Annotated in this window: 27 protein-coding genes; 13 read left to right on the top strand and 14 right to left on the bottom strand. The window is 62.3% G+C overall.

Translation table 11 applies throughout. The annotated features are described in order from the left end of the window. Positions 1-21 precede the first annotated feature (21 nt). From coaD to FDP25_RS15930, 3 genes are all read right to left on the bottom strand, one after another. Positions 22-513 carry a pantetheine-phosphate adenylyltransferase gene (gene coaD, locus FDP25_RS15940; RefSeq protein ID WP_154154568.1) on the bottom strand — a complete coding sequence of 164 codons (492 nt, stop codon included), beginning with the start codon at positions 511-513 and terminating at the stop codon, positions 22-24. A 91-nt stretch (positions 514-604) separates the two neighbouring features. Beyond that, a complete protein-coding gene (locus tag FDP25_RS15935; RefSeq protein WP_154154565.1) occupies positions 605-1,063 on the bottom strand; it encodes a DNA polymerase III subunit chi in 459 nt (152 codons plus the stop codon). A gap of 4 nt (positions 1,064-1,067) precedes the next feature. Beyond that, entirely contained in the window at positions 1,068-2,537 is a 1,470-nt protein-coding gene (locus FDP25_RS15930) for a leucyl aminopeptidase (RefSeq protein WP_154154562.1), read from the bottom strand. Between the two features lie 148 nt (positions 2,538-2,685). Here FDP25_RS15930 and lptF point away from each other — a divergent pair, with 148 nt between their 5' ends. From lptF to rsmA, 6 genes are read left to right on the top strand one after another with little or no spacing between them, the layout of a single operon-like run. Beyond that, on the top strand, positions 2,686-3,810 hold the full coding sequence (gene lptF, locus FDP25_RS15925) for an LPS export ABC transporter permease LptF (RefSeq protein WP_154155094.1): 1,125 nt from the start codon (positions 2,686-2,688) through the stop codon (positions 3,808-3,810). Next, positions 3,807-4,898: an LPS export ABC transporter permease LptG gene (lptG, locus tag FDP25_RS15920; protein ID WP_154154559.1), complete on the top strand. Its 1,092-nt coding sequence runs from the start codon at positions 3,807-3,809 to the stop codon at positions 4,896-4,898. The genes lptF and lptG overlap by 4 nt, the downstream gene beginning before the upstream one ends. Then, positions 4,895-7,081 (top strand): LPS-assembly protein LptD, encoded by a 2,187-nt coding sequence (locus tag FDP25_RS15915; protein ID WP_154154556.1) that lies wholly within the window; start codon positions 4,895-4,897, stop codon positions 7,079-7,081. Before lptG ends, FDP25_RS15915 begins: the two co-directional genes overlap by 4 nt. Then, complete coding sequence (locus FDP25_RS15910; protein WP_172982829.1) at positions 7,069-8,340, top strand: peptidylprolyl isomerase; 1,272 nt, start codon at positions 7,069-7,071, stop codon at positions 8,338-8,340. Before FDP25_RS15915 ends, FDP25_RS15910 begins: the two co-directional genes overlap by 13 nt. Further along, on the top strand, positions 8,337-9,314 hold the full coding sequence (gene pdxA, locus FDP25_RS15905) for a 4-hydroxythreonine-4-phosphate dehydrogenase PdxA (protein WP_154154553.1): 978 nt from the start codon (positions 8,337-8,339) through the stop codon (positions 9,312-9,314). The genes FDP25_RS15910 and pdxA overlap by 4 nt, the downstream gene beginning before the upstream one ends. Further along, positions 9,311-10,150 carry a 16S rRNA (adenine(1518)-N(6)/adenine(1519)-N(6))-dimethyltransferase RsmA gene (rsmA, locus tag FDP25_RS15900; RefSeq protein ID WP_154154549.1) on the top strand — a complete coding sequence of 280 codons (840 nt, stop codon included), beginning with the start codon at positions 9,311-9,313 and terminating at the stop codon, positions 10,148-10,150. The genes pdxA and rsmA overlap by 4 nt, the downstream gene beginning before the upstream one ends. 51 nt (positions 10,151-10,201) lie before the next feature. Here rsmA and FDP25_RS15895 read toward each other — a convergent pair whose 3' ends face one another. The 3 genes from FDP25_RS15895 to prfA all read right to left on the bottom strand — a co-directional run bounded on the left by FDP25_RS15895 (position 10,202) and on the right by prfA (position 12,858). Next, a complete protein-coding gene (locus tag FDP25_RS15895; protein WP_154154546.1) occupies positions 10,202-10,756 on the bottom strand; it encodes a DUF4167 domain-containing protein in 555 nt (184 codons plus the stop codon). Between the two features lie 213 nt (positions 10,757-10,969). Next, positions 10,970-11,812: a peptide chain release factor N(5)-glutamine methyltransferase gene (gene prmC, locus FDP25_RS15890; protein WP_343032089.1), complete on the bottom strand. Its 843-nt coding sequence runs from the start codon at positions 11,810-11,812 to the stop codon at positions 10,970-10,972. Further along, the gene (gene prfA / locus FDP25_RS15885) at positions 11,809-12,858 is read right to left on the bottom strand and encodes a peptide chain release factor 1 (protein ID WP_154154543.1); all 1,050 of its coding nucleotides are present in this window, start codon (positions 12,856-12,858) and stop codon (positions 11,809-11,811) included. The genes prmC and prfA overlap by 4 nt, the downstream gene beginning before the upstream one ends. A 64-nt stretch (positions 12,859-12,922) precedes the next feature. Here prfA and FDP25_RS17275 point away from each other — a divergent pair, with 64 nt between their 5' ends. Then, entirely contained in the window at positions 12,923-13,234 is a 312-nt protein-coding gene (locus FDP25_RS17275) for a hypothetical protein (protein ID WP_246175949.1), read from the top strand. Here FDP25_RS17275 and FDP25_RS15880 read toward each other — a convergent pair. From FDP25_RS15880 to FDP25_RS15870, 3 genes are all read right to left on the bottom strand, one after another. Further along, positions 13,142-13,552 (bottom strand): DUF1499 domain-containing protein, encoded by a 411-nt coding sequence (locus tag FDP25_RS15880; RefSeq protein ID WP_154154540.1) that lies wholly within the window; start codon positions 13,550-13,552, stop codon positions 13,142-13,144. The genes FDP25_RS17275 and FDP25_RS15880 overlap by 93 nt on opposite strands. Before the next feature lie 68 nt (positions 13,553-13,620). Continuing rightward, positions 13,621-14,589 (bottom strand): agmatinase, encoded by a 969-nt coding sequence (gene speB, locus FDP25_RS15875; RefSeq protein WP_154154537.1) that lies wholly within the window; start codon positions 14,587-14,589, stop codon positions 13,621-13,623. A gap of 12 nt (positions 14,590-14,601) precedes the next feature. After that, positions 14,602-15,765 (bottom strand): M20 aminoacylase family protein, encoded by a 1,164-nt coding sequence (locus tag FDP25_RS15870; protein ID WP_154154534.1) that lies wholly within the window; start codon positions 15,763-15,765, stop codon positions 14,602-14,604. Positions 15,766-15,829: 64 nt separating this feature from the next. On the opposite strand from FDP25_RS15870, the gene mazG reads away from it, so the two are divergent. Together mazG and FDP25_RS15860 are read left to right on the top strand one after the other, a co-directional pair. After that, entirely contained in the window at positions 15,830-16,651 is an 822-nt protein-coding gene (mazG, locus tag FDP25_RS15865; RefSeq protein ID WP_154154531.1) for a nucleoside triphosphate pyrophosphohydrolase, read from the top strand. 269 nt (positions 16,652-16,920) lie between these two features. Further along, complete coding sequence (locus FDP25_RS15860) at positions 16,921-17,601, top strand: M48 family metallopeptidase (protein ID WP_154155085.1); 681 nt, start codon at positions 16,921-16,923, stop codon at positions 17,599-17,601. Positions 17,602-17,611: 10 nt separating this feature from the next. Here the strand turns inward: FDP25_RS15860 and FDP25_RS15855 are convergent, their stop codons facing one another. The 5 genes from FDP25_RS15855 to FDP25_RS15835 all read right to left on the bottom strand — a co-directional run bounded on the left by FDP25_RS15855 (position 17,612) and on the right by FDP25_RS15835 (position 23,232). Then, positions 17,612-18,151: an RSP_2648 family PIN domain-containing protein gene (locus tag FDP25_RS15855; RefSeq protein ID WP_154154528.1), complete on the bottom strand. Its 540-nt coding sequence runs from the start codon at positions 18,149-18,151 to the stop codon at positions 17,612-17,614. Continuing rightward, positions 18,148-19,347: an RSP_2647 family RNA methyltransferase gene (locus FDP25_RS15850; protein WP_154154525.1), complete on the bottom strand. Its 1,200-nt coding sequence runs from the start codon at positions 19,345-19,347 to the stop codon at positions 18,148-18,150. Before FDP25_RS15850 ends, FDP25_RS15855 begins: the two co-directional genes overlap by 4 nt. 37 nt (positions 19,348-19,384) lie before the next feature. Continuing rightward, on the bottom strand, positions 19,385-20,020 hold the full coding sequence (locus FDP25_RS15845; protein WP_154154522.1) for a DUF6778 family protein: 636 nt from the start codon (positions 20,018-20,020) through the stop codon (positions 19,385-19,387). A 154-nt stretch (positions 20,021-20,174) separates the two neighbouring features. Beyond that, positions 20,175-20,444 carry a hypothetical protein gene (locus FDP25_RS15840; RefSeq protein WP_154154519.1) on the bottom strand — a complete coding sequence of 90 codons (270 nt, stop codon included), beginning with the start codon at positions 20,442-20,444 and terminating at the stop codon, positions 20,175-20,177. 1 nt (position 20,445) lies between these two features. Continuing rightward, on the bottom strand, positions 20,446-23,232 hold the full coding sequence (locus FDP25_RS15835) for a bifunctional [glutamate--ammonia ligase]-adenylyl-L-tyrosine phosphorylase/[glutamate--ammonia-ligase] adenylyltransferase (RefSeq protein ID WP_154154516.1): 2,787 nt from the start codon (positions 23,230-23,232) through the stop codon (positions 20,446-20,448). A gap of 87 nt (positions 23,233-23,319) precedes the next feature. On the opposite strand from FDP25_RS15835, the gene FDP25_RS15830 reads away from it, so the two are divergent. The 4 genes from FDP25_RS15830 (at position 23,320) to FDP25_RS15815 (ending at position 25,808) form a co-directional block, all read left to right on the top strand. Then, positions 23,320-23,787: a YbaK/EbsC family protein gene (locus FDP25_RS15830; RefSeq protein WP_154154513.1), complete on the top strand. Its 468-nt coding sequence runs from the start codon at positions 23,320-23,322 to the stop codon at positions 23,785-23,787. A gap of 201 nt (positions 23,788-23,988) precedes the next feature. Continuing rightward, complete coding sequence (locus FDP25_RS15825; protein ID WP_154154510.1) at positions 23,989-24,414, top strand: DUF2852 domain-containing protein; 426 nt, start codon at positions 23,989-23,991, stop codon at positions 24,412-24,414. 59 nt (positions 24,415-24,473) lie between these two features. After that, a complete protein-coding gene (locus tag FDP25_RS15820) occupies positions 24,474-24,923 on the top strand; it encodes an RDD family protein (protein WP_154154507.1) in 450 nt (149 codons plus the stop codon). A gap of 57 nt (positions 24,924-24,980) precedes the next feature. Then, positions 24,981-25,808 (top strand): arginyltransferase, encoded by an 828-nt coding sequence (locus tag FDP25_RS15815; protein WP_154154504.1) that lies wholly within the window; start codon positions 24,981-24,983, stop codon positions 25,806-25,808. The last annotated feature ends 30 nt before the right edge of the window (positions 25,809-25,838 follow it).

Here is a 25,838-nt window from a genome sequence, read left to right as displayed (position 1 = left end):
CCCGCGCGGCCCGTCCGTCCCTTACCGGAACTTGTCCAAAAGCGCTTGACGGACGGGGGGCGTGACGAACTTGCTGATGTCCCCCTCCAGCCGGGCGATTTCCTTGACCAGTTTACTGGCAATCGCCTGGTGGTTGGCATCGGCCATCAGGAACACCGTCTCGACCGAGCTATCGAGGGCCCGGTTCATCCCCACCATCTGGAACTCATACTCGAAATCGGTGACGGCCCGCAGGCCCCGCACGATCACCTGCGCCCCCACGTCATGGGCGCAATCGATCAGCAGGTTCTCGAACGGATGCGCCACGATCTCGGTGCCGGTCTGCTCGCTCAGCTTGGTACATTCCGCCTCGATCATCGCCACCCGTTCTTCCAAAGTGAACAACGGTCCCTTGTCGCGATTGATCGCCACCCCGATCACCAACCTGTCCACCAACATCGCTGCACGGCGGATGATGTCGATATGCCCCAAGGTGATGGGATCGAAAGTGCCGGGATAAAGGCCAATACGCATGGGGCGGCTCCGTGATGTCTGTCAGGGCACACGCAACAATATTGCGCCGCGGAATGCAAGCAACTGACCGCCCTGCGCGGCAATCCGCGCCTCAGGCTTCGGCTTTCTTCTCCCACCGGCCCGAGGCTTCGGACCAATACTGCGCCTGACAGCCCGCACTGGTCAGTGCCTTCCATTGATCGCGGGCCACCTGCACGGCGGCCTCGTCATTGCCGTCAAACAGAACACAGACCCGCTCAAGCACCTGTACTTCCTCGGGGGCAACCTCGGCCCCATCGACCGTCATCAGACAGGCCGCACCATTGGGCAACGCCGCCTCGGTGGTCAGCAAGATGGGCTGGTCGGCCTCATGTGGCTGCCCCGCCCGACCATGCGGCAGGAACCCGTCCTCGGGCCCCAGCCACAGCTTTTCATCCAGCCAATCCATCCGCGCGGCCTCGCGCCCCCGTACCGCCACGCGCCACCCTGCGCCACGCGCCTTGTCCAGCAGCATGGGCAGGGTCACCTCAAGGGGCTTGCGCGTCAGGTGATAGAAAAAGGCCGCGCCCATGGTTTCAGCTTTCGTAGCAATCCGCGACCAGACGGTTCAGCGCCATCACCCCCCAGCCCGAGGCGCCCTTGGGCGCATAGGTGGTGTCGGATTTCACGCTGGCCACACCGGCAATATCCAGATGCATCCACGGCACGTCGTCCTTGACGAAACGTTGCAGGAATTGCGCCGCCGTGATCGACCCGGCAGGGCGCCCGCCAACATTCTTCATATCCGCGATGTCGGATTTCAGCATGTCGTCATAGGCCTGCCCCATGGGCATACGCCACGCCCCCTCGCCCTCGGCCTCTGCCGCCTTGAGGAAATGACCCGCGAACGTGTCGTCATTGCTGAAAACACCCGCATTCTCATGGCCCAGCCCGATGATGATCGCGCCGGTCAACGTGGCCAGATCGACCACTGCCGCCGGTTTGTAATGCTCTTGTGCGTACCACAGCACATCGGCCAGCACCAAACGCCCCTCGGCGTCGGTATTGATCACCTCGATCGTGTCGCCTTTCATCGAGGTCACAACATCCCCGGGCCGCGTCGCGCGGTCCGAGGGCATGTTCTCGACAAGCCCGACCAAGCCCACGACATTGGCCTTGGCCCCACGCAGGGCCAGTGTTTTCATCACGCCACAGACAACACCGGCACCACCCATATCCATGGTCATGTCCTCCATGCCCGCCGCGGGCTTGAGGCTGATGCCTCCGGTGTCGAACACCACGCCCTTGCCGACAAGTGCCAGGGGGGCTGCGTCTTTCTCACCGCCGTTCCACTCCATGATCGCCAGTTTCGACGGGCTGGCGCTGCCGTGCCCGACACTCAGAAGCGAGCCCATGCCAAGCTCTTCCATCTCGGCCTCGTCCAACACCTTGATCTTCAGGCCGGTGTCGGAAAGCGCTTCGATCCGCGCGGCAAATTCTGTCGTGGTCAGGTAATTCGCCGGCTCACTCACCAGATCGCGTGTAAAGAAGACGCCCTCGGCCACGGCGCGCAGCGGCTTGAAGTTTTCCTCGGCATCTTCAGGGCTGTTCGACATCACCGTGACGGTGCCCGCCTTTTCGACCGGAGCAGTCTTGCGCGCGGTGAAGGCATAGGCCCGCAGGGCCACGCCAAGCGCCAGCTCCGCCACCCGGCGCAGCGGCCCGGCCAACACCAGAAGCGCCGCATCGCCCTTGACCTTGCCAAGGGCCACACCGGCCTTGCGCGCCTCTTCAACCGTCGCCGAACGCGGCAAACAGACAACGTCCAAGGCCTCTGCCGCCATACCCACGGGCATCGCAAGGCTCTTGACCTGCCCGGGTTTCATCTTGCCCCACGCCTCGCTTTCCACCAGCCGCTTCACCGCACCCTTGGTCAGGCGATTCACCCGCCGTGCAGAAAGATCCAGCTTGCCATCGGGGGTGACGATCACCGCCACGCGGCCCTCGACCCCGGCGATTGCCTCGTTGTCGGTTTCCTTGAAAGTCACTGCGACGGGTGTCGTCATCTGCTGCCTCCTTGCATCTGTGGCCCCAAGTCCTAGCGCGTGAGGCCGACATTGACCAGTTAGCAGTTTTCCCCCGCGTCCAATTCCGATAAGTTGCCTCGCAAGACTGCTGCCTTTGGGGGGAAATGTGACCAGATTCGACAGGTATATGCTGTCGCAATTCATGGTGTTGTTCGGGTTCTTTGCGCTTGTTCTGGTGTCGATCTTCTGGATCAACAAGGCGGTGCGCATGTTCGACCGACTCATCGGCGACGGACAGCCCGCCTGGGTTTTTCTGGAGTTCACGGCGCTGACGCTGCCGGGGGTGATCGGCGTTGTCCTGCCGATCGCCGCCTTCGCGGCGACGGTCTATGTCACCAACCGCCTGAGCACGGAAAGCGAACTCACCGTAATGCAGGCAACGGGCTATTCGCCGTGGCGCCTGATCCGCCCCGTGTTCATCTTCGGCTGCCTGATCGCGCTGATGATGTCCCTGCTCACGCACATCCTTATCCCCTCCAGCCTCAGCCAATTGCGTATGCGGCAGGCCGAAGTCAGCAAGAACATCACCGCCAAACTCTTGACTGAGGGTGAATTTCTCCACCCGGCTCCCGGTGTCACATTCTACATCCGCGACATCACGCCCGAAGGTGAACTGCGCGATGTCTTCCTCTCGGATCGTCGCAACGTCGAACGCCCTGTCACCTATACCTCGTCGCAGGCATACTTGGTGCAACAGAACGGCGGCACGAAGCTGGTGATGGTCGAAGGGTTGGCACAGGTTGTTCGAACCGACGGGAACCGCCTATTCACAACACATTTCGATGACTTTTCATATGACATCTCCAGCCTGATTTCACGCGGCAAAACCAACCTCGACAAAGTGGGATTTGCCGCGACGCTCGACATGCTCACTGCACCGCAAGCCGTGGCCGAACGGACCGGCGTCACCGTCGCTCAGGTGAATTACGAGGTCCATAACCGGTTCACCCAAGCGATCTTGTGCATTGTCGCCTCCCTGATCGGCTTCGCCACCCTGCTGATCGGGACTTACAGCCGGTTCGGCGTCTGGTGGCAAATCGTCAGTGCCTTCGTGCTTCTCGTGTTGATCAAAATGGTCGAAAGCGGGCTATCCGGCATGGTCCTCAACAGTTCATCGGCTTGGCCGTTACTCTATGTTCCCCCCGCCCTTGGCATGGTCATGACCGCGATATTATTACATATCGCGGCCAATCCCGGCCTTGGCCGCAGGCTCGCCATGTGGAAACGCTACAGGATCGAGGAGGCGTCATGATCCTGCACAGCTATTTCGCCCGCAAGTTCCTCTGGACATTTCTCGGTGTTTTCGGTGTCTTCGCCATGTTGCTTTCGCTCATCGACATTGTGAACGAACTTCAGGATTTCCCCGATCTTCCCTTCCTGCAAGTGGTCGAAATCGTTGCCCTCGATCAGCCCAAAGCCAATTATGAAATCCTGCCATTGGTTTTGATCCTCGCCACCGTGGCTCTTTTCCTGCGCCTCGCGCGCAGTTCCGAATTGGTGGTGGTGCGTGCCGCCGGGCGTTCTGCCCTGCGTGCCCTTGCCGCACCGATCATCGTTGCCCTTCTTATCGGGTTGCTCGCGATCTCGATGTTCAACCCAATCGTCGCGGCAGCGTCCAAACGCCACAACGATCTGGTCAACAGCCATAGAGGCGGCGGCTCCAGCGTGCTTGCTATTTCCTCAGACGGGCTTTGGCTGCGCCAAGGAAGTGAAAAGGGCCAGACCGTTATTCACGCCGCTCGCGCCAGTTCGGACGTGACCACGCTTTATGACGCCACGTTCATCGCCTTTTCACCCGATGGAACACCGCTTCGCCGGATCGCCGCGCAGTCTGCCCGCCTGACAGATGGTGAATGGCTGCTGGCCGGGGCCAAGCTGTGGTCGCTCGATCAGGGCGGAAACCCCGAATCCTCGGCACGCCAGATCGACAGCCTTTCCATCCCCTCCGCCCTGACACAGGACCGCATTCTCGACAGCTTCGGCAAGCCCGAATATATCTCTCTTTGGGATATGCCCTCTTTCATCAACCAACTGGAGGAGGCCGGCTTTTCGGCGCGCCGCTATGCTGTCTGGATGCAAATGGAACTGGCCAGCCCAGTGTTCCTCGCGGCGCTCGTCGTCCTGACAGCGGCCTTTACCATGCGCCACACCCGGATCAGCAACACGGGGATTTCCGTCCTGACAGCGGTCATGCTGGGCTTTACCCTGCATTACATCCGCAATTTTGCACAGATCCTCGGCGAGAACGGCCAGATTCCGATCCTTCTTGCCGCATGGGCCCCGCCTCTCGCCTCTCTGCTCCTTGCCTTCGGCATCCTGTTGCACATGGAGGACGGATGATGCGCCTCGCCCGCCTTTTGTTCGCCTTGGTCTTGGCCGTCTGTGTGCTGCCGTCTGCGCGTATGCTTGTGGCACAGCAATCCACCGATCCCGCCATGCTGGTCGCCGACGATGTCTACCTCAGTGGCGAAAACCGGCTTACCGCCTACGGCAATGTCGAGGCGCTGTATGACGGCCGCCGCCTGCAAGCCAGCGAAATCACCTATGATCAGAAAACCGAAACCCTGATCATCAAGGGTCCGATCACCCTCCACGAGCAGAACAACACCCTGATCCTCGCCGATTCCGGCGAACTGGACCGTGACATGCGCAACGGTATCCTGCGCGGGGCGCGCATCGTCATGCAAAATCAGGTGCAACTGGCCGCCCATGCCATGGCCCGCCGCGACGGCCGCTACAACAAGATGTACAAGGCCGCCGTCACCTCTTGCCGGGTCTGCAAAACGGGCCGGCCACCCCTGTGGCAAATCCGTGCCCGCCGGGTGGTGCACGACCAACAGGAAAAGCAGCTGTATTTCGATGACGCGCAATTTCAGATCATGGATGTGCCGGTCTTCTACATGCCGCGCCTGCGCCTGCCCGATCCGACGCTGGAACGCGCCACCGGCTTCCTGATCCCCTCGCTGCATAACTCGACGCAACTGGGATTCGGCGTGCGTGTCCCCTATTTCATACGGATCGGCGATCACAAGGACCTGACACTCACCCCCTTCATTTCGGCCAATTCGCTCACGCTTGAGGCACGCTACCGGCAAGCCTTCCGCAATGGCCGGATCGAATTCGAAGGCGCCATCTCGGACGATAATTTTGGTCCGCGCTCAACCCGTGGATATATCTTCGGGCACGGGGCTTTTGAGTTACCCCAAGATTTCAACCTTACCTTCAACTTAGAAGCCGTTCGTGACGATACCTACCTGCTGGACTATGGCTATTCCGACAAGGACCGCTTGCAAAGCGAACTCGCCATCGAACGGGTGGAACGCGATGAATATATCCGCGGGGCGCTGACGCATTTCTATTCGCTGCGTAGCGGGGAATCCAATTCGACCTTGCCATCCATTGTCGGCAATGCCGAATACGAACGCCGCTTTCACCCTGACGCTCTGGGGGGCGAATTCCGCTTCAGCGCCTTGGCGCATAGCCATTATCGGTCATCTTCAAGCACCACGGATGTTGCGGTCCCCGATGGTTGGGCCGATGGTCGGGATGTCACGCGCCTGACCCTCAACGGCGATTGGATGCGCAACTGGACCCTGCCGGGCGGCCTTCGCGCCCGTGTTCAAACCGGCCTTGCCCTCGACAGCTTCCATATCGCGCAATCCGGCACCCTCAGCCGATCAGAGGCCACCGAGACCACCCCCTCCGCCGCCCTCCGCCTGCGCTGGCCGCTTCTGAAAACCGAACGCGGCGGCGCAACACAGGTACTCGAACCCACACTGCAACTGGCCTGGGTCGGTGGGTCCAATCCGAACATACCCAACGACGAAAGCACCCTGATCGAGTTCGACGAAGGCAACCTCTTTGCGATGTCGCGCTTCACCGCCCCCGACCGGCGCGAGCGCGGCCTCACCGGGGCCTACGGCATTAGCTGGACACGCATTGACCCGAAAGGCTGGCAAGCCTCCTTTGCCGTGGGCCAGGTGGTCCATGAAGACCGCCAACTCGAAGTCTCGGGCCTTGAGACCTTCACAGACAGCTCGGGCCTGAACGGGAAATTCTCCGACGTCCTGTTTGCGGGCCAATTCAAAAACGACAACGGCCTCACCATCACCGCCCGAAGCCTGTTTGACGATGCCTTCGACACGACCAAGGCCGAGGCAAGGGCAAGCTGGCAAACCGACCGCACCAACCTTGGGGCAACCTATATCTGGCTGCGCGACGACCCACGCGAAAACCGCTTTGGCAACGTCTCGGAATGGGCCTTTGACGCCTCTCACCGCCTCTCGCGACACTGGACCGGCAGCGCCGAATGGCGCTACGATGTGGCACAGGATCGCTCGGTGCGGGCGGGGGTAGGTCTCAAGTATACCAACGAATGTGTCGATCTTGCGCTTTCGGCCTCGCGCCGCTTCACCTCTTCCACTATTCTCGCCCCATCGACGAACATCAGCTTTACCGTCGGTCTCAGGGGCTTTACCACCACGACCAACGACAAAAGCTACGTCCGGACATGCAGGAACTGACCTTGATGATACCAGCAACGATGCGCCGCTTTCTCAAAACCTTCACCCTGCCCGCCGTGGTGGCCGTGGCCACGCTTTCGGCAACACCCCATGCGGGACAGGCGCAAAACCTCTTCGAACCGGTGATCAAGGTCGACGACCAGGCCATCACCCGTTACGAGATTGAACAGCGCGCCCGCATGCTGACCCTGTTCCGCGCCCCGGGTGACCCCCGTAAACTGGCCCGCGAACAACTCATCGAAGACCGGCTCAAGCTTGACGCCGCCAATGCCGCCGGCCTTGTTATCGAAGAACCTGACATACAGGCCGGGATGGAAGAATTCGCATCCCGCGCCGACATGAACGCCGAGGAACTCATTCGCGCTCTTGAAGGCGCCGGCGTGGCCGAACCAACGTTCCGCGCCTTCGTACGCTCTGGCGTGACCTGGCGCGAGTTGATCCGCGCCCGCTTCATCCCCCGTATATCGGTCAGTGAAGCCGACCTCGAACGCGCCCGCGATGCCGTCAGCGGCCAAAGCGGCGTGCGCGTGCTGATGTCGGAAATCATCCTGCCCGTGACCACCCCGGCACAGGCCGAAGCGGCCCAGGCACGCGCGGCCCGCCTTGCCGAAATCGATACGATCCCCGCCTTCTCTTCGGCGGCCCGTCAATACTCGGCCTCCGGCACCCGCAACCGGGGCGGGCGTCTTGACTGGATGCCGATCACACAGCTTCCGGCCACGCTTCGGCCCATCGTTCTGGGCCTCGCCCCCGGCGAGGTCTCCGATCCGCTGCCCTCGAATAACGCCATCGCGCTTTTCCAACTGCGCGACATTCAGGAAACCGACGCCCCCGACCCCGAGTACGCGGCCATCGAATATGCCGCCTATTACATCGACGGCGGGCGCAGCGATCAGGCGCTTGCCCGTGCCGCCCGCATCAAAACCGAGGTGGACACCTGCGATGACCTCTACGGCGTGGCGCAAGGCCAACCGCCCGAGGTGCTTGACCGCGGGTCCAAAGCGCCCGACGAAATTCCAACCGACATCGCGATGGAACTGGCCAAGCTCGACCCCGGTGAAGTCTCGACCACCCTCACCCGGTCGCAGGGCAAAACGCTCGTCTTCCTGATGCTCTGCGGTCGCACGGCGGAACTCGATGGCGAAGGCCCCACCGACGAGGACCTGACCAACTTCATCCGTAACCAGCGGCTCGATTCCTTCGGTCAGGGCTACCTTGAACAACTCCGCGCCGAGGCCCGGATCATCGAAAAGGAATGACCGGCCCCATCGCGCTGACCTGTGGAGAGCCGGCGGGCATAGGCCCCGAACTGGCCGCCATGGCGTGGGACCGGCTGCGCGCCGACCTGCCGTTTTTCCTGATCGGCGATCCGGCGCACCTGCCGCCTGAAACCCCAGTGGCCGAAATCGCCTCCCCATCCGAGGCCATGGCCGCCTCTGCCATGGCCCTGCCGGTGCTTCCGCACGCCTTCCCCGGCCCACGTATCCCCGGCACGCCCGACCCCGCACAGGCACAGGCCGTCATCGACGTGATCGCGCGTGGCGTCGATCTTGTACAATCGGGCCAGGCCGCCGCCCTCTGCACCGCCCCCATCCACAAGAAGGCCCTGCAAACCGGGGCGGGCTTTGCCTATCCCGGCCATACCGAATACCTCGCGGCCCTCGCCGGTGGGGCCGACGTGGTGATGATGCTGGCCAGCCCCGCCTTGCGCGTGGTGCCCACCACCATTCATATCCCGCTGGCCGAGGTGCCAAAGGCCCTCACCCCCGAGCTTCTGGAAAAAACCATCCGCATCACCCACGCCGCGCTGATCCTTGATTTCGGCATAGAAACACCGCGTATCGCCGTGGCGGGCCTCAACCCCCACGCGGGCGAAGGCGGCGCCATGGGCCTTGAGGAAACCCGCATGATCGCCCCGCTGATCGACCGTCTGCGCCGCGAAGGGATCAACCTTGCAGGGCCCCTTTCTGCCGATACCATGTTCCACGACCGCGCCCGCGAAACCTATGACGCTGCGATCTGCATGTACCACGATCAGGCACTGATCCCGATCAAGACGCTGGATTTCGACCGCGGCGTGAATGTCACCCTCGGGCTGCCCTTCATCCGCACCTCGCCCGACCACGGCACCGCCTTCGACATCGCGGGCACCGGCGCGGCCAACCCGTCCAGCACCATCGAAGCCCTGCGCATGGCCCAGACCATGGCGCAAGCACGGACCACACAGGCATGAGCGCCATCGACAACCTGCCGCCCCTGCGCCAAGTGATCGCCGACCATGGCCTCTCGGCGCGCAAATCCTTGGGCCAGAACTTCCTGCTTGATCTCAACCTCACCGCCAAAATCGCCCGGCAGGCGGGCGACCTATCGGGCTGTGACGTGCTGGAAATCGGGCCCGGGCCGGGGGGCCTCACCCGTGGGCTCCTCTCCGAAGGCGCGCGCCGGGTTCTGGCAATCGAGAAAGACACCCGCTGCCTTCCCGCACTTGATGAGATCGCCAAGGCCTATCCCGGCAGGCTAGAGGTGCTCAACGCCGATGCGCTCGATCTGGACCCGCTCCAACACCTCACACCGCCCATCAAGGTCGTCGCCAACCTGCCCTACAACGTGGGCACCGAGTTGCTGATCCGCTGGCTCACCCCGCCCGACTGGCCCCCCTTCTGGCAAAGCCTGACCCTGATGTTCCAGCGCGAGGTGGCCGAACGCATCACCGCCCAACCCGGCTCCAAGGCCTATGGGCGGCTGGCGATCCTCTCGCAATGGCGCGCGGACGCGCGGATCGTCATGCACCTGCCGCCGGGGGCCTTCACACCGCCGCCCAAGGTGGCAAGCGCGGTGGTGCACCTCACCGCCCTGCCCGAGCCGCGCTTCCCCGCAGACCCGAAAATCCTGGAACGCGTCGTCGCCCGCGCCTTCAACCAACGCCGCAAGATGCTGCGCGCGGCCCTCAAGGGCATGGCTCCCGACATCGAAGACAGGCTCCTTTCGGCGGGCATCAAACCCACCGATCGCGCCGAAACCGTACATCTTGAACAATTCTGCGCCCTCGCCCGCAGTTTCGAGACATAAAAAACGGCCCCCCGAAAGGGACCGTTTCTCAAATCTCGCGTCAGGCAGGATTTACTCCGCCGCCTCCGGGGCGCCATCGCCCCCCTCGGCCTTGGGGCTGTCGTCCGACTGACCCTCGCCGCTATCCTTCTTGGGCTTGGGTTTGCGGCTGCGCTTGGGCTTGTCGGTTTTCTTGGTCTCCGGCGTTTCCACCAGACCACTGTCATCGCTCGGCCCGTCCACCACATCGGGCTGCGGCGCTTCCGACGGGTCGCCCCCGGCATTGGCTTCACGCTCCTGCCGCTTGGCGCGTTCGCGATCCCGCTCCGCCTGCCGTTCACGGTTCTGGCGCTCCTGCTCTTCGCGGCGCTGTTCCTGTTCTTTCTGGGCATTGCTCAGAAGCCGCAGATAATGTTCCGCGTGCTGCTGGAAGTTCTCGGTCAGAACCCGGTCCCCGGCCAGTTGCGCATCACGCGCCAATTGATTGTACTTGTCGATAATCTGTTGGGGGGTGCCGCGCACCTTGCCCTCCGGTCCCGAACTGTCGAAGACGCGGTTGACGATATTTCCCACCGAGCGATTGTTACGACCCGATTTATTACGCGAACGTGACTTGGATGATCTCATTGTTCAGCTATCAGCCCTGTGCTGCTGCCGCTTGATCCGTCAGGCACCCCTTGCGCCCAGTCCACCGGATCAATCTTGTCTTGGCTTGGTCTCAAGCGGGACGGCCCGAATGGGGCATCCAGCGTCTTGATACCCCTGACTAAACATGCCCCGCCCCCGCTTACAAGGGAAATTCGTTAAATTATGCCTAATTGAGCGGATTTTGTCGCGATTTCAGGGATTTTTCCCGTCGCGCCATCGTCCGCGCACCACCCGGTCACGGCCATCGAGGTCCGGCAAAACCGCCACCTCGGCGAATCCGGCCGCCCGGAAAAGTGCTGCCACAGCCCCCCCTTGCTGCCAGCCGATTTCGACCAAAAGCCGCCCACCCGGCCTCAGATGCGCCCCCGCATTCGCTGCAATCACCCGATAGGCGCTCAACCCGTCCGCCTCATCGGTCAGCGCCATACGCGGCTCGTGACGCAACTCCGGCGCCAGCCCCGCCATCTCCTCGGCTGCGATATAGGGCGGGTTCGACACGATCAGGTCAAACCGCGCGCCCACATCCGCGAACCAATCGCTTTGGGTAAATGCGCAGCGTCCCTCGACGCCAAGCGCTTGCGCATTGCGCCGCGCAACCTCCAGTGCCGCCGCGCTCAGATCGGTGCCGACGCCGCTGGCCGCGGGCCGCTCCGCCAAAAGCGTCAGCACGATACAGCCCGAGCCGGTCCCAAGGTCCAGAACCTCCTCGAATGGCTCCCGCAAAGCCTCGGCAATCAAGGCTTCGGTCTCGGGTCGCGGGTCCAGAACATCCCGCGAAACCTCGAACCGCCGCCCGTAAAATTCCCGCCATCCCAGAAGATGCGACACCGGCACGCCTTCACATCGCTGGCGGATTGCATCAAGAAACGTCGCCGAAACAACCGGGGTCACCTCGTCACGCTCCAGCAGGGTCAACCGTCCGGCGTCCACCCCCAAGGCCCCGGCCATCAACCGCCGCGCATCGCGCATGGCATTCTCAACGCCCGCCGTGCGCAACTCTTCTGCCCCCGCACGCAGAACATCGCGCAGGATCACCCCTCCATCTCCGCCAGCATCGCGGCCTGCGCATCCGCCGTCAGCGCGTCGATCACCTCGTCCAGATCGCCCGCCATCACCTGGTCCAGCTTGTAAAGCGTCAGGTTGATGCGGTGGTCGGTCATCCGCCCCTGCGGGAAATTATAGGTCCTGATCCGCTCACTTCGATCGCCGGACCCCACCTGCGCCGCCCGCGCGCTTGAGCGTTCGTCATGCGCCTTCTGCCGCTCCATGTCGTAAAGCCGGGTCTTGAGAACCTGCATCGCGATCTCGCGGTTGCGGTGCTGCGATTTTTCCGAACTGGTCACCACGATCCCGGTGGGAATATGCGTGATCCGCACCGCCGAATCCGTGGTGTTCACATGCTGCCCTCCCGCACCAGAGGATCGCATCGTATCAATCCGCAGGTCGTTCTGATCGATCTGGATATCCACATCCTCCGCCTCGGGCAGCACCGCCACCGTCGCCGCCGAGGTATGGATACGCCCGCCGCTTTCGGTTTCCGGCACCCGCTGCACCCGGTGCACCCCGGACTCGTACTTGAGCCGCGCAAAGACATGATCCCCCGAGACCCGCGCAACCAATTCCTTGATCCCGCCAAGCTCGGTCTCGCTCTCCTCGATCACCTCGAATGTCCAGCCCTTCGTCTCGGCATAACGCTGATACATCCGCGCCAAATCCCCGGCGAACAGGGCGGCCTCCTCGCCGCCCGTGCCGGGCCGGATCTCGATCACCGCAGGCCGCGCATCGGCCTCGTCCTTGGGCAACAGCGCCAGTTGCAGCCGCTCCTCCATCCCCGGCAATTGCGCTTCAAGCCCGGTCAACTCCTCCTGCGCCAACTCGCGCATCTCTGGATCGTCCAGCATGGCCCGCGCGCCCTCGACATCCTCCACCGCTTGCATGTAGGCACGGATTTCCTCGACCACCGGGCGCAACTCGGCATACTCGCGGCCCAATTGCGCGATATCCCCGCCGCCTGCGGTCATCTGCGCCTCGATATACTCGAAACGCTGCACGATCTCGTTCAGTCTGTCCAAAGGCACCATGACCCCGGCACTTGCCCCTTTGGCGGGGTTTGGTCAAGATCAAACCCTGTGGTAAACTCGGTCCATGCGATGGATTGCCCTCATATGCTGTCTCGCCCCCCCGGCGCTTGCCGACCAGACCATCGGCGGCAAGACAGTGGATTGCTATTGCACCGACAAGGCGGGCAAACGGGTGGAACTGGGCGAAATGATCTGCCTGCACGTCGATGGCAAAAGCTTCATGGCGCAATGCCAGATGTCCCTCAACAACCCCATGTGGCGCAAGATTTCCGACGGTTGCCTGTCATCCTCGCTCCGCAAACGCCTTGAGCCACCGATCCAGACGCGCCGCATTCACTCCGAAATCGGATCTGCCAAAACGCGACCGCCCGTATAGCTCAAGCTGAGGCCCCGACGCGCGCAGCGTGGTGTAATCGGGGAACCCGAAGACCCTGGACCGCGTGACATAGGTCACCATCCCGCTCTCCACCGATCCGGCCAGCACCTCGGTCCGCGGTGTCGCGCGAATGATCTCATCCATCCACGCCAAGCCCCCCTCACCGGCCCCCACAACCCGCATCGCGCCGCCCGTCAAATCCCGATTGGTGACCGCCCCCGGCATCTCGTGCCACTGCGCCGGATCGGTTGGCGCAAGCCGCACATATACGGCCACAGCGACAACAAGCCCGACCATCCCCAAGACCAGCCATTTCATGGAACTTCCCCCTTCATCTTTCCCCAAATACTCCCGCCGGAGGCCCCCATCAGCCCCCAGCACCCGGGTCAGGCCCCGCGCCGCGTCCAGCCCCAGAGGCAAATCAACTCCATCGCCACATGCGCACCGGCCACCGCCGTCGCGCCACTGGGATCATAAGGCGGTGAGACTTCCACAACATCGCCCCCCACCATGTTGATCCCCGCCAGATCGCGCAGGATAATCGCCGCATGACCCGAAGACAGCCCGCCCCAAACCGGCGTGCCGGTACCGGGCGCGAAACCGGGGTCCAGACAATCGATATCGAAGGTCACATAGGTCTGAGCATCGCCCAGTATCTCCTTGATCTTCTTGGCAGTTTCCACAGGGCCCCGCTCATGCACCTCGCGCGCGTCGATCGTCGGCACGCCAAGGTTATCCGGGTTCACCGTCCGTATCCCCACCTGCACGGAGCGCTTGGGGTCCACCAACCCCTCTTTCACCGCCTTGTAGAACATCGTGCCATGATCCACCCGGGTCATGTCATCATCGGCCCAAGTGTCGGAATGCGCGTCGAACTGCAACAGCGACAGTGGCCCGAACTTCTCCGCGTAAGCCCTTAGAATCGGGAAAGAAATGTAATGATCGCCCCCAAGCGCGAGACTGGCCGCGCCCCGCTCCAGAATCCCCCGGATATGCGCGGTCAAGGCCCCCGGAAAGGCGGGAATATCCGCATAATCAAAGGCCAGATCGCCATAATCGACGATATCGAATTCCTCCAGCGGGCTGAACCCATCCCAACCATAGGGCGGGTCGAATACCTGAAGCGCGCTCGCCTCCCGCACCGCCCGCGGCCCCAAGCGCGCCCCGGGCCGATTGGTCACCGCCTGATCGAAGGGCACGCCGGTCACGGCCAGATCGACCCCCGTCAGGTCCTTGGTATACCGCCGCCGCAGAAACGACAGTGCCCCGCCAAAGGTATTCTCATAGTAAAGTCCGCGTGAACTTTCCCGCGTAAATGCCTGATCTACCTGATTTTTTGCATCTTCCAATGCCATCTCATGCCTTCCTCATCCAACCGGCTGCGCCCGTTCCACCAGCCGCGCGAAAAACGACGCCCCCACCGGCGCGATCCCATCGTTGAAATCGAACTCCGGGTGGTGCAACCCGGCGCCCGGTCCCTGCCCAAGGAACAGGTAAGCCCCCGGTCGCGCCTCCAGCATGGCGGCGAAATCCTCCGATCCCATCTGCCGGTCCATATCCGCGACGATGCCGGCCTCCCCGGCGACTTCGCGCGCCACCTCCGCCGCGAATTCCGTCTTCCCGGTATCGTTCACCGTCGGCGCATAGCCAGCCTCGCAACGCAATTCCGCAGTGACACCGTAACTCGCCGCCTGCCCCGACACGATCTCTTCCAACCGCTGCCAGATCATCCGCCGAACCTCCGCATCAAAGGCCCGCACCGTCCCGTTGATATAGGCCCTCTCCGGCACGACATTATCGGCGCTCCCGGTGTGGATCTGGGTAATCGACACCACCGCCTGATCGAGGGCCGCGAGGTTCCGGCTCAGGATCGTCTGGATCGCCTGCACCATACCACAGGCCGCCACCACCGGGTCACGTACCTCCTGCGGCATGGCCGCATGGCCACCCTGCCCGATGACATCAATATGGATCGTATCGACCGAGGCCATGATGGGGCCTGGCGTGGTGTGAAATACACCCTCATCCACCCCGGGCGCACAATGCAGGGCATAGACCTGCCCGATCCCGTAGCGCTCCATGATCCCCGCTTCCACCATCGGCGCGGCCCCACCGGGGCCCTCCTCGGCGGGCTGGAAAATCAAGGCGACCGAGCCCGCGAAATTCCGCGTTTCTGCCAGGTATTTCGCGGCGCCCAAAAGCATCGTTGTATGCCCGTCATGCCCGCAGGCATGCATACAGCCCCCCACTTCGCTGGCGTACGCCACGCCCGTCGCCTCATGGATCGGCAAGGCATCCATATCCGCGCGCAGCCCGATCACCGGGCCATCCCCCTGCCCCTCGATCACGGCCACGACACCGCTTTCGGCAAGGCCCTCCTCGATCCGGGTGATCCCGAACTCGCGCAGCCGCTCCACCACGAACCCGGCGGTCTCATGGCAGGCAAAGCCCAACTCGGGCCGCCGGTGCAACTGCTGTCGCCACGCCGCCATCTCCTCGGCAAAACTCGCAATCCGATTGATCACCGCCATCGGCTGGACTCCTTCGCACATTTCCCTAGTCTCCGACTTCAACGCCAAAACGCAGGGATGCGCAATGCCCGACGACAGCCTCATTCACGACCCCAAGGGCGGCCTGCCCCGCCTGCGCGAAATCATGCGCCGTCTTCGCGATCCCGATACCGGCTGCCCATGGGACATCGAACAAAGCTTCGCCAGCATCGCCCCTTACACCATCGAAGAGGCCTACGAGGTCGCCGACGCCATCGAACGCGAAGCCCATGACGAGTTGCGCGACGAATTGGGCGACCTTCTGCTGCAAGTGGTCTTCCACGCCCAGATCGCCCAGGATGAAGGGCACTTCGCCTTCGATGACGTGGCCAATGCCATCTCCGACAAGATGGTCGCCCGCCACCCGCATGTCTTCGGGGACGAATCCCGCGATAAATCCGCCGAACAGCAAACCCGCGACTGGGAAACCATCAAGGCCGCCGAACGCGCGCAAAAGGCACAGACCGGCGTGCTCGATGGCGTGGCCGTGGGCCTGCCCGCCCTCCTGCGCGCCGTCAAACTGCAAAAACGCGCCGCCCGCGTCGGCTTCGACTGGCCGCAAACCGCACAAGTGATCGACAAGATCACCGAAGAGGCCCAGGAACTCCACGAGGCCGCCGCCGACCTGCCCCAAGACAAGGTCGAGGAAGAATTCGGCGACCTGCTCTTCGTCATGGCCAACCTCGCCCGCCACATGAAGATCGACCCCGAAAGCGCCCTGCGCGCCGCCAACGCCAAGTTCACCCGCCGCTTTTCCCGCATCGAATCCCTCCTCGCCGAGGCTGGAAAAACCCCAAATGAAAGCGACCTCGACGAAATGGATGCCCTATGGAACCGCACCAAAGCCGAAGAACGCGGCGAACTTTAACCAACCGCCCCTTCTTCTTTTCAAAAATATCCTGGGGTACGTTGAAAATCTCATTTTCAACGAAGGGGCAAAGCCCCTCACGGCGCGCGAACGCGCGCTAAACCTGCGCGGCGCAGCCGCTCCTTCTGGACGATCACGTGGGGAAAGTTCGTACGACTCGTACGACCGCCTTGCCCCAACCCGCGATTTTCGTACAAAACCCCCACCATGACCGTACGACTCGTACGCTCCCGCTTGTCCATTCGCGCGGCCTGCCCCATATCTTTGTCATGCTCAAGTTCACACCGATCCTTCTGGCCGTTCTCTACGCCTTCGCCATGTACCGCTTCTCGGTCTGGCGCACCCAGCGTGAGCTTGACGCGCAGTCCACCGAACTGGCGGACCCCACGCTCAAACGCATGACCGACAGGCTCGCCAAGGCCCTCGACCTGCCGCGCATCAAGGTTCATATCTACGAGATCGACCCGGTGAACGGCCTTGCCGCCCCGGATGGTCGCATTTTCATAACCCGCGGATTTTACAGGAAATTCCAGAACGGAGAGGTCACGGCCGAAGAAATGGCAAGCGTCATCGCCCATGAGTTGGGCCATGTCGCCTTGGGCCATACCCGCCGCCGGATGATCGACTTTTCAGGCCAGAACGCCCTGCGCACCGCGCTTGCCATGATCCTGTCGCGCCTCCTGCCCGGCATCGGTGTCTGGATCGCCAATGGCCTTACCTCGCTTCTGGCCGCGCGGCTTTCGCGTGGCGATGAATACGAGGCCGATGAATACGCTGCCGCCCTCCTGACCAAGGCGCAAATCGGAACGCAAGCCCAGAAGTCCTTGTTTCAAAAGCTGGAATCTCTGACCGAGGCACGCGGCGGCGCCGTGCCCGCATGGTTGATGAGCCATCCCAAGACCCATGAACGTATCGCGGCGATCGAGAAGCTGGAAGCAAAATGGAGCTGAATTTCGGTCTTTAACTCAATGCCTTGCCAAGTCTTGGCAACCGGGCTTTTTTCAAAAGCCCCCGCACATCCCATGTCTTGCCAGACAGCCGGTTCGCCTCGGCCAGAACCTCCGCCGCCACCTGCGCCACGATCTCAGGGTGCGCTTGGTGAATCCCGTGCAAAAACCCGTCCGGATCTGTGCGCGACACCCCTTCTTCCGCCAATATATTGCGGGGAAAGTCCTTTGTATTCAACGTGATGATCATATCCGCCGACCCGGCAATCGCGGCGGCCAGAACATGCACATCCGCCGCATCGGGCAACCACAACCGCGCCTCCAGCGACGGCGGGTAGCTCACCTCCGCCCCCGGCCAGTTGGCCGCCAGGATCGCCGCTTCGGCCCCGGCCTGCGCCACACCGTCTGGCCCCAGTTTCACCGCCGCGCGCTGCCATTCCTCGATGATCCGCGCCGACCAGAGCGGCGTGAAAACACCCTGCTTCGCCACGCCCAGCAACATCTGTCGCATGACCGTTGGGTAGATCACGCAGGTATCCAGTAAGGCCTTCATACCAAACGGAAAAACAGGGATTTCAGGTATCCGGACTCGGCCAGTTGCGGATGCAATGGATGGTCCGCCCCGGCAAATCCGGTGTGGATCAGTTGCGACGTCCGCCCACCCCGGCCGATACCCCGCACGCTAGCCCCGCGGAACTTAGACAAATCGGCCGCATGCGAACAACTGCACAGCCCCAGGAACCCACCCTCGGCCACCAAGGGCGCCGCCAACCGCGCCACGCGTTCATAAGCACGCAAGCCCGCCTCAAGCGCCTTCTTGTTGGGCGCAAAGGCGGGCGGATCGCAAATCACCACGTCGAATTTTTCGCCCGCTTTGCCCATCTCGGTCAGCACCTCGAAGGCATCACCCCGCCGGGTTTCGAACCGCTCGGCCACCCCTGTCTGCGTGGCCCCTTCAGCCGCCAAATCCAAGGCCGCTTGGCTTCCATCGACGGCGACGGCGCTTTGCGCGCCCTGCGCCAAACAGACCAGCGAGAAGCCCCCCACATGGCTGAACACATCCAGCACCCGCGCGCCCTGTGCCAGTCGCGCGGCAAAGGCGTGGTTGGGGCGTTGATCATAAAACAACCCGGTCTTCTGCCCGCCCGTCAGGTCGGCCATATAGGTCGCGCCATTCATCGGCACAGGCACCGGGCCATCCGGCGCCCTCCCGTGCAGAACCGCGTTTTCCTCGTCCAGTCCTTCCAAGGCCCGCGCTCGCCCGGTGGCATTTTTCAGCACGGTTTTCACCCCCGTCACCTCGACCACGGCAGCGCACAACTCATCCAGCAAACCCTCGGCCCATGCCGCATTGGGCTGGATCACCGCCACATCGCCAAAGCGGTCGATCACCACACCCGGAAGGCCATCGGCCTCGGCATGGACAAGCCGGTAAAACGGCGCCTCGAACAAGCGCTCACGCAGGGCCAAGGCACGTGCCAGCCTGTCCCGCAGCCAATTGCCATCAATCGCCGCCTGCACATCACGATCCAACACCCGCGCCATGATGCGCGAATTGGAGTTCACCGCGACCACGGCCAGGGGTTTGCGCTCGGCATCTTCCAGAAGGGCGATCGTGCCGGGCTGTAGATTCTTGGTTCGCCGGTCAGTAACCAGCTCGTTGTCATAGACCCAAGGGGCGCCATGCCGGATCGTACGGGCCTGCGCTTTGGGTTTCAGACGTACAACAGGATAAGGGGACGGTGTCATACCGTCCCCTTAAGCCGTTTCAATCCGTTGGAAAAGATCAGAGTTGGTTGATCGCCCCGATGATCCCGTTATGGGCCGCCTTGTACCCTTCGGGCGAGGTCAGCTCGGTTTCGATCACCTTGGCCAGGTGTTCGGTGATGCGGTATTTCTGCGTGATCCCTTCCCGCTCGGCTTCGATGGCACGGGTCCCACCGAATGCCTTGAAATCGGCTTTGACGAAATGCGGCTTGCCATAGGCCTGCCCGGTTTCGGGATTGCGCAGTTGCATCTTGAACTGGATCGCATGGACACCGCCGATGGTATAGCGCGCCTTTTCGGTCAGGGCGTGAAAGCGTGTCACCTCGACATCCATGATCACCGGCACGGTGCCGGGTTCCATGGCGTTGACCCCTTTGGTGATCCCGGCCTGCACGATCGCCTTGACCTGCGCATGACGGTCACCCACCGGATCCTCGCGCCAGACGATGTCGCCACCGGGGTAATAGCGGTTCGCTTCCGAGACCTTCAGCGTCTCGGGCACTGAAACGCGCACCGCCTGCACGTTGAACGATACCGGCGACGGCGCCAATTCCGGCGCATCCAACGGTGCGTTCCGGGTTGCGGTTTCTACCGACCCACAGGCCGAAACGGCCAAGCCCAGCATCATGGCGGCGATCATGCGAATATGTTTCATTTCATCCTCCTAGGGTACTCTTTACCCATGTGTTCAGAGAACAAAGTGACCCCGAATTGAGGCGCATTTTAGACAAATGCGGTACATTCGCGTGGTGCTTCAGTGGTGCTTCAGTGGCGCGTCACACCTCTGACGCATTGTTCCGGCAAGCGCCTCACGAACGCTCCCGGCTGCGCCAACCTCCGCGTCGGCGCGGTGCTTTCGCCGCTTCCAAACCTTCAGTCAGAACCTCGGTCATGGGATGATCTGGGTTGCTGCCACTGTATTGGCCCAGCAGGGCCTTGATCGCCTCGCGGCTGTCTTGTCCCTCGGGCAGCGACAAGGCCCAATCAAGAAAGATCGATCGGCACTCGGGCTTGGCGATCCCCTCGATATTATAAGCTTCACGGATGAGGCCCTTATGGTCCAGCGGGTCTTTGTTCATCTCATACCTGCCCGGGCTGTCGCGTCAGGGCGGCATCGATCATGCCCCCGGCCTTGCCCGTTTCCTCCTCCAAAGCGGCGCGCAACTCCGCTATGCTGTCAAACCCGGCCTCGCGCAAGACAAAAGCCTTGCCCCCTTCGCCAATGGCATCTGGATCAAGCGCCCGATCGCTGAGAAGTTTCGAGGCCTGAACCAGACACCAGCAAAGCCCATAAGCACGACACAGCGCCTCTCTTTCTCCGTCATCCAGCAGACCGATTGCGACACCGGCCTGCAAACCGGCCTCCACAGTCCGCGCCGCCTGCCCTGCAAGCAGGGTACAGGCCTGCGCCAAAAGCTCCACTTCCTGAAGTCTCCCTGCGCCCAATTTCGCATCCCACGGCCCGTCGGGCGATTTCGCATCGGCAATCCGGGCGCGCATGCGGGTCACCTCCTCAAGCACCTTGGCAGGCTCCCCCGCTTTCTCCAGTACCTCAGCACGGAAGGCCTCCACATCCCGCGCCAGATCGTCAGGGCCCGCGATCACCCGGGCCCGCGTCAGGGCCAGATGTTCCCAAACCCAAGCCTCGTTCTGCTGATACGTCCGGAACGAATCCCACCCGGTCGCGACAGGCCCCTGATTGCCCGAGGGCCGCAGGCGCATATCCACCTCGTACAAACGCCCCTCCGACATGGGCGCCGTCAGCGCGGTGATCATCGCCTGCGTCAACCGCGCGTAATACGGCCGCGCCGCCAAGGGCCGTCGCCCTTCGGAACTCTCGACACCATCGGCATCGTAAATCACGATCAAATCCAGATCAGAGCCCGCATTCAATCGCTCGGCCCCAAGGGAGCCCATGCCAAGCACAACCGCGCCGCGCCCCGGCGGCGGCCCGTGTTTCTCGGCGAACTGCGCCTGAACAACAGGCCAGACCGCACCGATCACCGCCCCCGCAAGATCGGCATACTGTTGCCCCGCGGCATTGGCATCCACCAGGCCACGTAGGTGATGCACGCCTACGCGGAAATGCCACTCCTTCATCCAGCGGCGCGCGGTATCCAGCTTGCGTTCGTAATCCCCTTCCGCCGCCATCCGCGTGGCCAGCTCCTCCTTCAGTGCCGCACAGCCCGGCCAGTCGGAAAAGAAATCCCCAGCGATCACCGCATCCAACACGCCCGCATTGCGCGACAGATGCGATGCCAGCTTGGGCGAGGTGCCGGCGATGTCCAACAACAGGTCCACCAACTGCGGGTTTGCCTCGAACAACGAGAAAACCTGCACCCCCGCCGGGAGGCCTGCCAAAAACCCGTCAAAGGCCAGAAGCGCTTCATTGGGGTGCGCGGTTTGCGACAGGCGCGACAGAATATCGGGCCTTAACCGCTTGAAAATCTCCATCGCCCGCTGCGAACGCAACGCCGGATAACTGGGCCATCGGTTCAGGACCTCCGCGTCAAACCCTTCCTCGGCGCCAGACTCGGCATCGCCATTCTCAGGGGCGAAGAACCCCTCGATCAGGTCATGCACCTCGGTCAGCCGCTCAAGAATTTCGGCCTTCAACTCGACGGTCTCGCGCCCCATGAAGGCCGCCAAACGGTCGAATTCCTCGTCCGATCCCGGCAAATCATGGGTCTGAGCATCGCGTAGCATCTGCAAGCGGTGTTCCACCTCCCGATGGAATCTGTAATGCCGGGTCAGAACCTCTGCCGCACGCTCGGGGACCCACCCCTTCTCGGCCAGCCGTGCCAACCCTTCGACGGTGCCGCGTACCCGCAGGTCGCGATCCCGGCCACCGGCGATGATCTGCCGGGTCTGGGTGAAAAACTCGATCTCACGAATGCCGCCACGGCCCAGCTTCATGTTGTGCCCCGGCAGCGTCAAAGGCCCGCCAAGGCCCTTATGCTCTCGAATACGCAAGCGCATGTTGTGGGCGTCCTCGATAGCGGCAAAATCCAGATGCTTACGCCACACGAAAGGCCGCAGGGTCTCAAGAAACGCCCATCCCGCCTCGATATCGCCCGCGCAAGGCCGCGCCTTGATATAGGCCGCCCGTTCCCAAGTGCGGCCAAGACTTTCATAGTAGGCCTCTGCCGCCGCCATCGCCATGCACACCGGCGTCACGCTTGGATCAGGCCGCAAGCGCAAGTCAGTCCGGAACACATAGCCCTCTGCCGTGCGGTCATTCAGCATCGCCGCCATCTTGCGCGTTGCCCGCACGAAGGACGAGCGCGCCTCGTGGTAGTCATCGGGGTCAAAGCGTGTCTCGTCGAACAGGCAAATCAGGTCGATATCGGAACTGTAATTCAGCTCCCCTGCCCCCATCTTGCCCATGGCCAGTGCCACCATGCCCCCCGCCGTGGCGATGTCGTCTTCTGTGGCCCCCGGCAGTTTGCCGCGCTTGATCTCGGCCCCCACGCAGGCCTTCATCGCCAGATCGGTGGCCAGATCGGCATAATCGGTCAGCCGCTCGGTCACCTCTTCCAGCGGCCAGACGCCCGCCAGATCGGCCAGCCCGGTCATCAGGGCTACGCGCCGCTTTCCCTGCCGCAAGGCCCCGGGCAGGGCATCGGGTGCGACCGCGCGGAGATCGTCAAAAACCCGCTCCAAGGCCGCCTCGGGATCATCGAAACCCGCGGGAAGCCACCCCTTTTCCTTTTCGATCAGGGACTTGAGATAAGGGCTCGACCCTGCTGCCCCTTCGATCAAATCTGCCAGACCGTCTGGCAGACCGGGAAACAAGGCGCGCGCCTCGGCCCCCTGTTCGGGGTCATGGGCACGGGGCAAGCGGGTGATGCGTGACGAAAAATCCATGCGTCAAGTGATACCCGTGAAAGGGGGCTGGTCAATGCCGCAAGCGCTTGGAATAGTGCGTCAAAAGCGCGAACCGGAGTTGTGGACATGAGTAAAAGCCTGAAACGTGTTAAAAACGCTTTGGTCGAGGCCGGTTGTGAGATTGAACCACGGGAAATCGGCCAGGCCACGACCGCGCAAATGGCGGCCGACCTTGTCGGCTGTGCCATCGACCAGATCGCCAAATCAATCATATTTCGAGGTGAGATGTCCGGCGAGGCGGTTTTGTTTGTCACCGCTGGCGGCAATCAGGTAAACGCCGACCGCGCCGCAACATTGGCGGGGGAACCCCTGGGCAAGGCCGATGCCGGGTTGATCCGGGCGCAGACGGGCTTTGCCATTGGCGGGGTGTCGCCCGTGGGGCACCTGACCCCGCCACGCGCGTTCTTCGATCCCCGGTTACTAGATTTCGAGACCGTCTGGGCCGCGGCGGGCACGCCACGGCATCTTTTCGGGATCTCGCCGGATCTGCTTATGCGGATTTCTGGGGCCCTGAGCGGCAAGTTCACCGCCTGACCGCAAGGCCAGATACACCGACGCAATACCGACATTTTACCGACCTGATACCGGCAGGGTTTTTTGCCCTGTTTCCAATCGCTTGCAAACCCAATGTAAAAAACATTCACATTCCCCCTTGCAGTGGGCACAGAGGCACCCCACCTCATCAATGTGAACAGCATTCACATCAACCCGACCCACAATAAAAGGACACCCTAGATGACTACGCTCGCCTCCTCCGGCCCCGCCACTTCAACCGCACCCATGGGGTGGCTGGCCCGTGCCGAACATTGGCTGGATTCCAAGGGCAAGGGCGCTTGGATCGTGGCCATGATCCTGGGCTTCGTCTTTTTCTGGCCCGTTGGCCTCGCCCTTCTCGCCTATATGATCTGGAGTGGAAAAATGGCCTGTAAAAACAAAAGGATGTCACGCAACCTTCATGTTTCGCGCAGCACCGGGAATAACGCCTTCGACGCCTACAAGGCCGATACCCTGCGGCGTCTGGAAGAAGAGCAGGAAAACTTCGAAGCTTTCCTGCAACGCCTTCGCGACGCCCGCGACAAGGCCGAATTCGACCAATTCATGGAAGAGCGCGCCGACGCCGCAGCGGCACCACAGGCCGAAGCCGAACCCGAGAAAGCCTGAAAAACCTTGGCCCGGGGCCTTCCCCGGGCCGAGCCATCCCCCTATATCCCGAAGGCATCATGACCGAGTATTCCTGGCACACCCCCGACCCTGTCACTCAGCCCGAGTTCTACAGCGACGTCCCCGCCAAGCGCCTGATCGCATGGGTGGTCGATACCATTGTCACCATCGGTTTCTCGCTGCTGATCCTGCCGCTGACCGGGTTTCTCGGAATTTTCGTTTTCCCCGCGCTGTTCCTGACCGTGGGCTTTGCCTATCGGGTGATCACCATCGCCCGTGGCTCGGCCACATGGGGGATGCGCCTGACAGCCATCGAGTTTCGCCGCATGGATGGCCAACCCTTTGATTTATCGATGGCTTTCCTACACACCCTTGGCTTTACCGTCTCGATGGCCTTCGTGGTCTTGCAGGTTATATCGGTGGTCCTGATGCTGACGACCGAGCGGGCCCAGGGCCTAACTGACCACGTTCTCGGTACTGTCGCGATTAACCGCAAAGCCAGATACTAAGCTGCGTGCTTCTAGGGTCTTGGCGCAGGGCGGGATCGTTGCTATCGTCCTTGTTACATGCGTCATACTCTTCCCATAGCCCCGCAATTCTATGTCACCGCGCCACAGCCCTGCCCTTATCTTGATGGGCGGATGGAGCGGAAGCTGTTCACCGCCCTGCAAGGCGAAGGGGCGCAGCGGTTGAATGACAGCCTGTCCAAGCAGGGTTTCCGGCGGTCGCAGAACGTGCTTTACCGTCCCTCCTGTGCCGATTGCGCGGCCTGTTTGTCGGCGCGGATCAACGTGAACGACTTCACGCCACGCAAAAGCCAGCGAAAAACCATCAAAAGAAATCAAGGACTTACACGACGCGCCACCTCGCCCTGGGCGACCGAGGAACAATATGACTTGTTCCGGCGCTACCTTGAGCATCGCCACGCACAGGGCGGTATGGCGGATATGGATACGTTCGAATTCGCCGCCATGATCGAGGAAACCCCGATCCGTACCCGGGTGGTGGAATATACCGATGACGACGGGCAACTGATTGCCGTGTGCCTGACCGATGTTCTCGATGACGGGGTCAGCATGGTCTATTCCTTCTACGACCCCGACCTGCCACAGCACAGCCTTGGCACCTATATCATCCTTGATCATATTGAAATTGCTCGGGAAAATGGCCTGCCGCATGTCTATCTGGGGTACTGGGTGCCGGGCAGCCCCAAGATGGGGTACAAGGCCGGCTTTTCAGGGCTGGAGGTCTATGTGGACGGGCATTGGGAAAAGATGCGCGACCCGGCGGATTACGAATCCAAGTGCCATCCACTGAGCAACGATCCGATTGCCGAACAGGTGGCCAACATCAACCTGCCCGACGGTCGCCCCGCCACCCCGCGCCGCCGCTGAAAAACGTACGAGTCGTACGGTTTACCCCGG

The organism is Roseovarius bejariae, assembly GCF_009669325.1.
GTDB lineage: Bacteria > Pseudomonadota > Alphaproteobacteria > Rhodobacterales > Rhodobacteraceae > Roseovarius > Roseovarius bejariae.
This window is presented reverse-complemented; position numbering and strand designations above follow the sequence as displayed.

Bases quoted from the DNA above. Each gene is read 5' to 3' on its own strand.
- FDP25_RS15880 (WP_154154540.1), bottom strand. From the start codon at position 13,552: ATGAAATGGCTGGTCTTGGGGATGGTCGGGCTTGTTGTCGCTGTGGCC.
- FDP25_RS15870 (WP_154154534.1), bottom strand. From the start codon at position 15,765: ATGGCGGTGATCAATCGGATTGCGAGTTTTGCCGAGGAGATGGCGGCG.
- FDP25_RS15910 (WP_172982829.1), top strand. From the start codon at position 7,069: ATGCAGGAACTGACCTTGATGATACCAGCAACGATGCGCCGCTTTCTC.
- FDP25_RS15860 (WP_154155085.1), top strand. From the start codon at position 16,921: ATGCTCAAGTTCACACCGATCCTTCTGGCCGTTCTCTACGCCTTCGCC.
- FDP25_RS15825 (WP_154154510.1), top strand. From the start codon at position 23,989: ATGACTACGCTCGCCTCCTCCGGCCCCGCCACTTCAACCGCACCCATG.
- speB (WP_154154537.1), bottom strand. From the start codon at position 14,589: ATGGCATTGGAAGATGCAAAAAATCAGGTAGATCAGGCATTTACGCGG.
- lptG (WP_154154559.1), top strand. From the start codon at position 3,807: ATGATCCTGCACAGCTATTTCGCCCGCAAGTTCCTCTGGACATTTCTC.
- FDP25_RS15845 (WP_154154522.1), bottom strand. From the start codon at position 20,020: ATGAAACATATTCGCATGATCGCCGCCATGATGCTGGGCTTGGCCGTT.
- FDP25_RS17275 (WP_246175949.1), top strand. From the start codon at position 12,923: ATGCGATGGATTGCCCTCATATGCTGTCTCGCCCCCCCGGCGCTTGCC.
- prfA (WP_154154543.1), bottom strand. From the start codon at position 12,858: ATGGTGCCTTTGGACAGACTGAACGAGATCGTGCAGCGTTTCGAGTAT.
- rsmA (WP_154154549.1), top strand. From the start codon at position 9,311: ATGAGCGCCATCGACAACCTGCCGCCCCTGCGCCAAGTGATCGCCGAC.
- FDP25_RS15930 (WP_154154562.1), bottom strand. From the start codon at position 2,537: ATGACGACACCCGTCGCAGTGACTTTCAAGGAAACCGACAACGAGGCA.
- FDP25_RS15835 (WP_154154516.1), bottom strand. From the start codon at position 23,232: ATGGATTTTTCGTCACGCATCACCCGCTTGCCCCGTGCCCATGACCCC.
- FDP25_RS15850 (WP_154154525.1), bottom strand. From the start codon at position 19,347: ATGACACCGTCCCCTTATCCTGTTGTACGTCTGAAACCCAAAGCGCAG.
- mazG (WP_154154531.1), top strand. From the start codon at position 15,830: ATGCCCGACGACAGCCTCATTCACGACCCCAAGGGCGGCCTGCCCCGC.
- FDP25_RS15915 (WP_154154556.1), top strand. From the start codon at position 4,895: ATGATGCGCCTCGCCCGCCTTTTGTTCGCCTTGGTCTTGGCCGTCTGT.
- FDP25_RS15815 (WP_154154504.1), top strand. From the start codon at position 24,981: ATGCGTCATACTCTTCCCATAGCCCCGCAATTCTATGTCACCGCGCCA.
- FDP25_RS15820 (WP_154154507.1), top strand. From the start codon at position 24,474: ATGACCGAGTATTCCTGGCACACCCCCGACCCTGTCACTCAGCCCGAG.
- coaD (WP_154154568.1), bottom strand. From the start codon at position 513: ATGCGTATTGGCCTTTATCCCGGCACTTTCGATCCCATCACCTTGGGG.
- FDP25_RS15895 (WP_154154546.1), bottom strand. From the start codon at position 10,756: ATGAGATCATCCAAGTCACGTTCGCGTAATAAATCGGGTCGTAACAAT.
- FDP25_RS15935 (WP_154154565.1), bottom strand. From the start codon at position 1,063: ATGGGCGCGGCCTTTTTCTATCACCTGACGCGCAAGCCCCTTGAGGTG.
- FDP25_RS15830 (WP_154154513.1), top strand. From the start codon at position 23,320: ATGAGTAAAAGCCTGAAACGTGTTAAAAACGCTTTGGTCGAGGCCGGT.
- pdxA (WP_154154553.1), top strand. From the start codon at position 8,337: ATGACCGGCCCCATCGCGCTGACCTGTGGAGAGCCGGCGGGCATAGGC.
- FDP25_RS15840 (WP_154154519.1), bottom strand. From the start codon at position 20,444: ATGAACAAAGACCCGCTGGACCATAAGGGCCTCATCCGTGAAGCTTAT.
- FDP25_RS15855 (WP_154154528.1), bottom strand. From the start codon at position 18,151: ATGAAGGCCTTACTGGATACCTGCGTGATCTACCCAACGGTCATGCGA.
- lptF (WP_154155094.1), top strand. From the start codon at position 2,686: ATGCTGTCGCAATTCATGGTGTTGTTCGGGTTCTTTGCGCTTGTTCTG.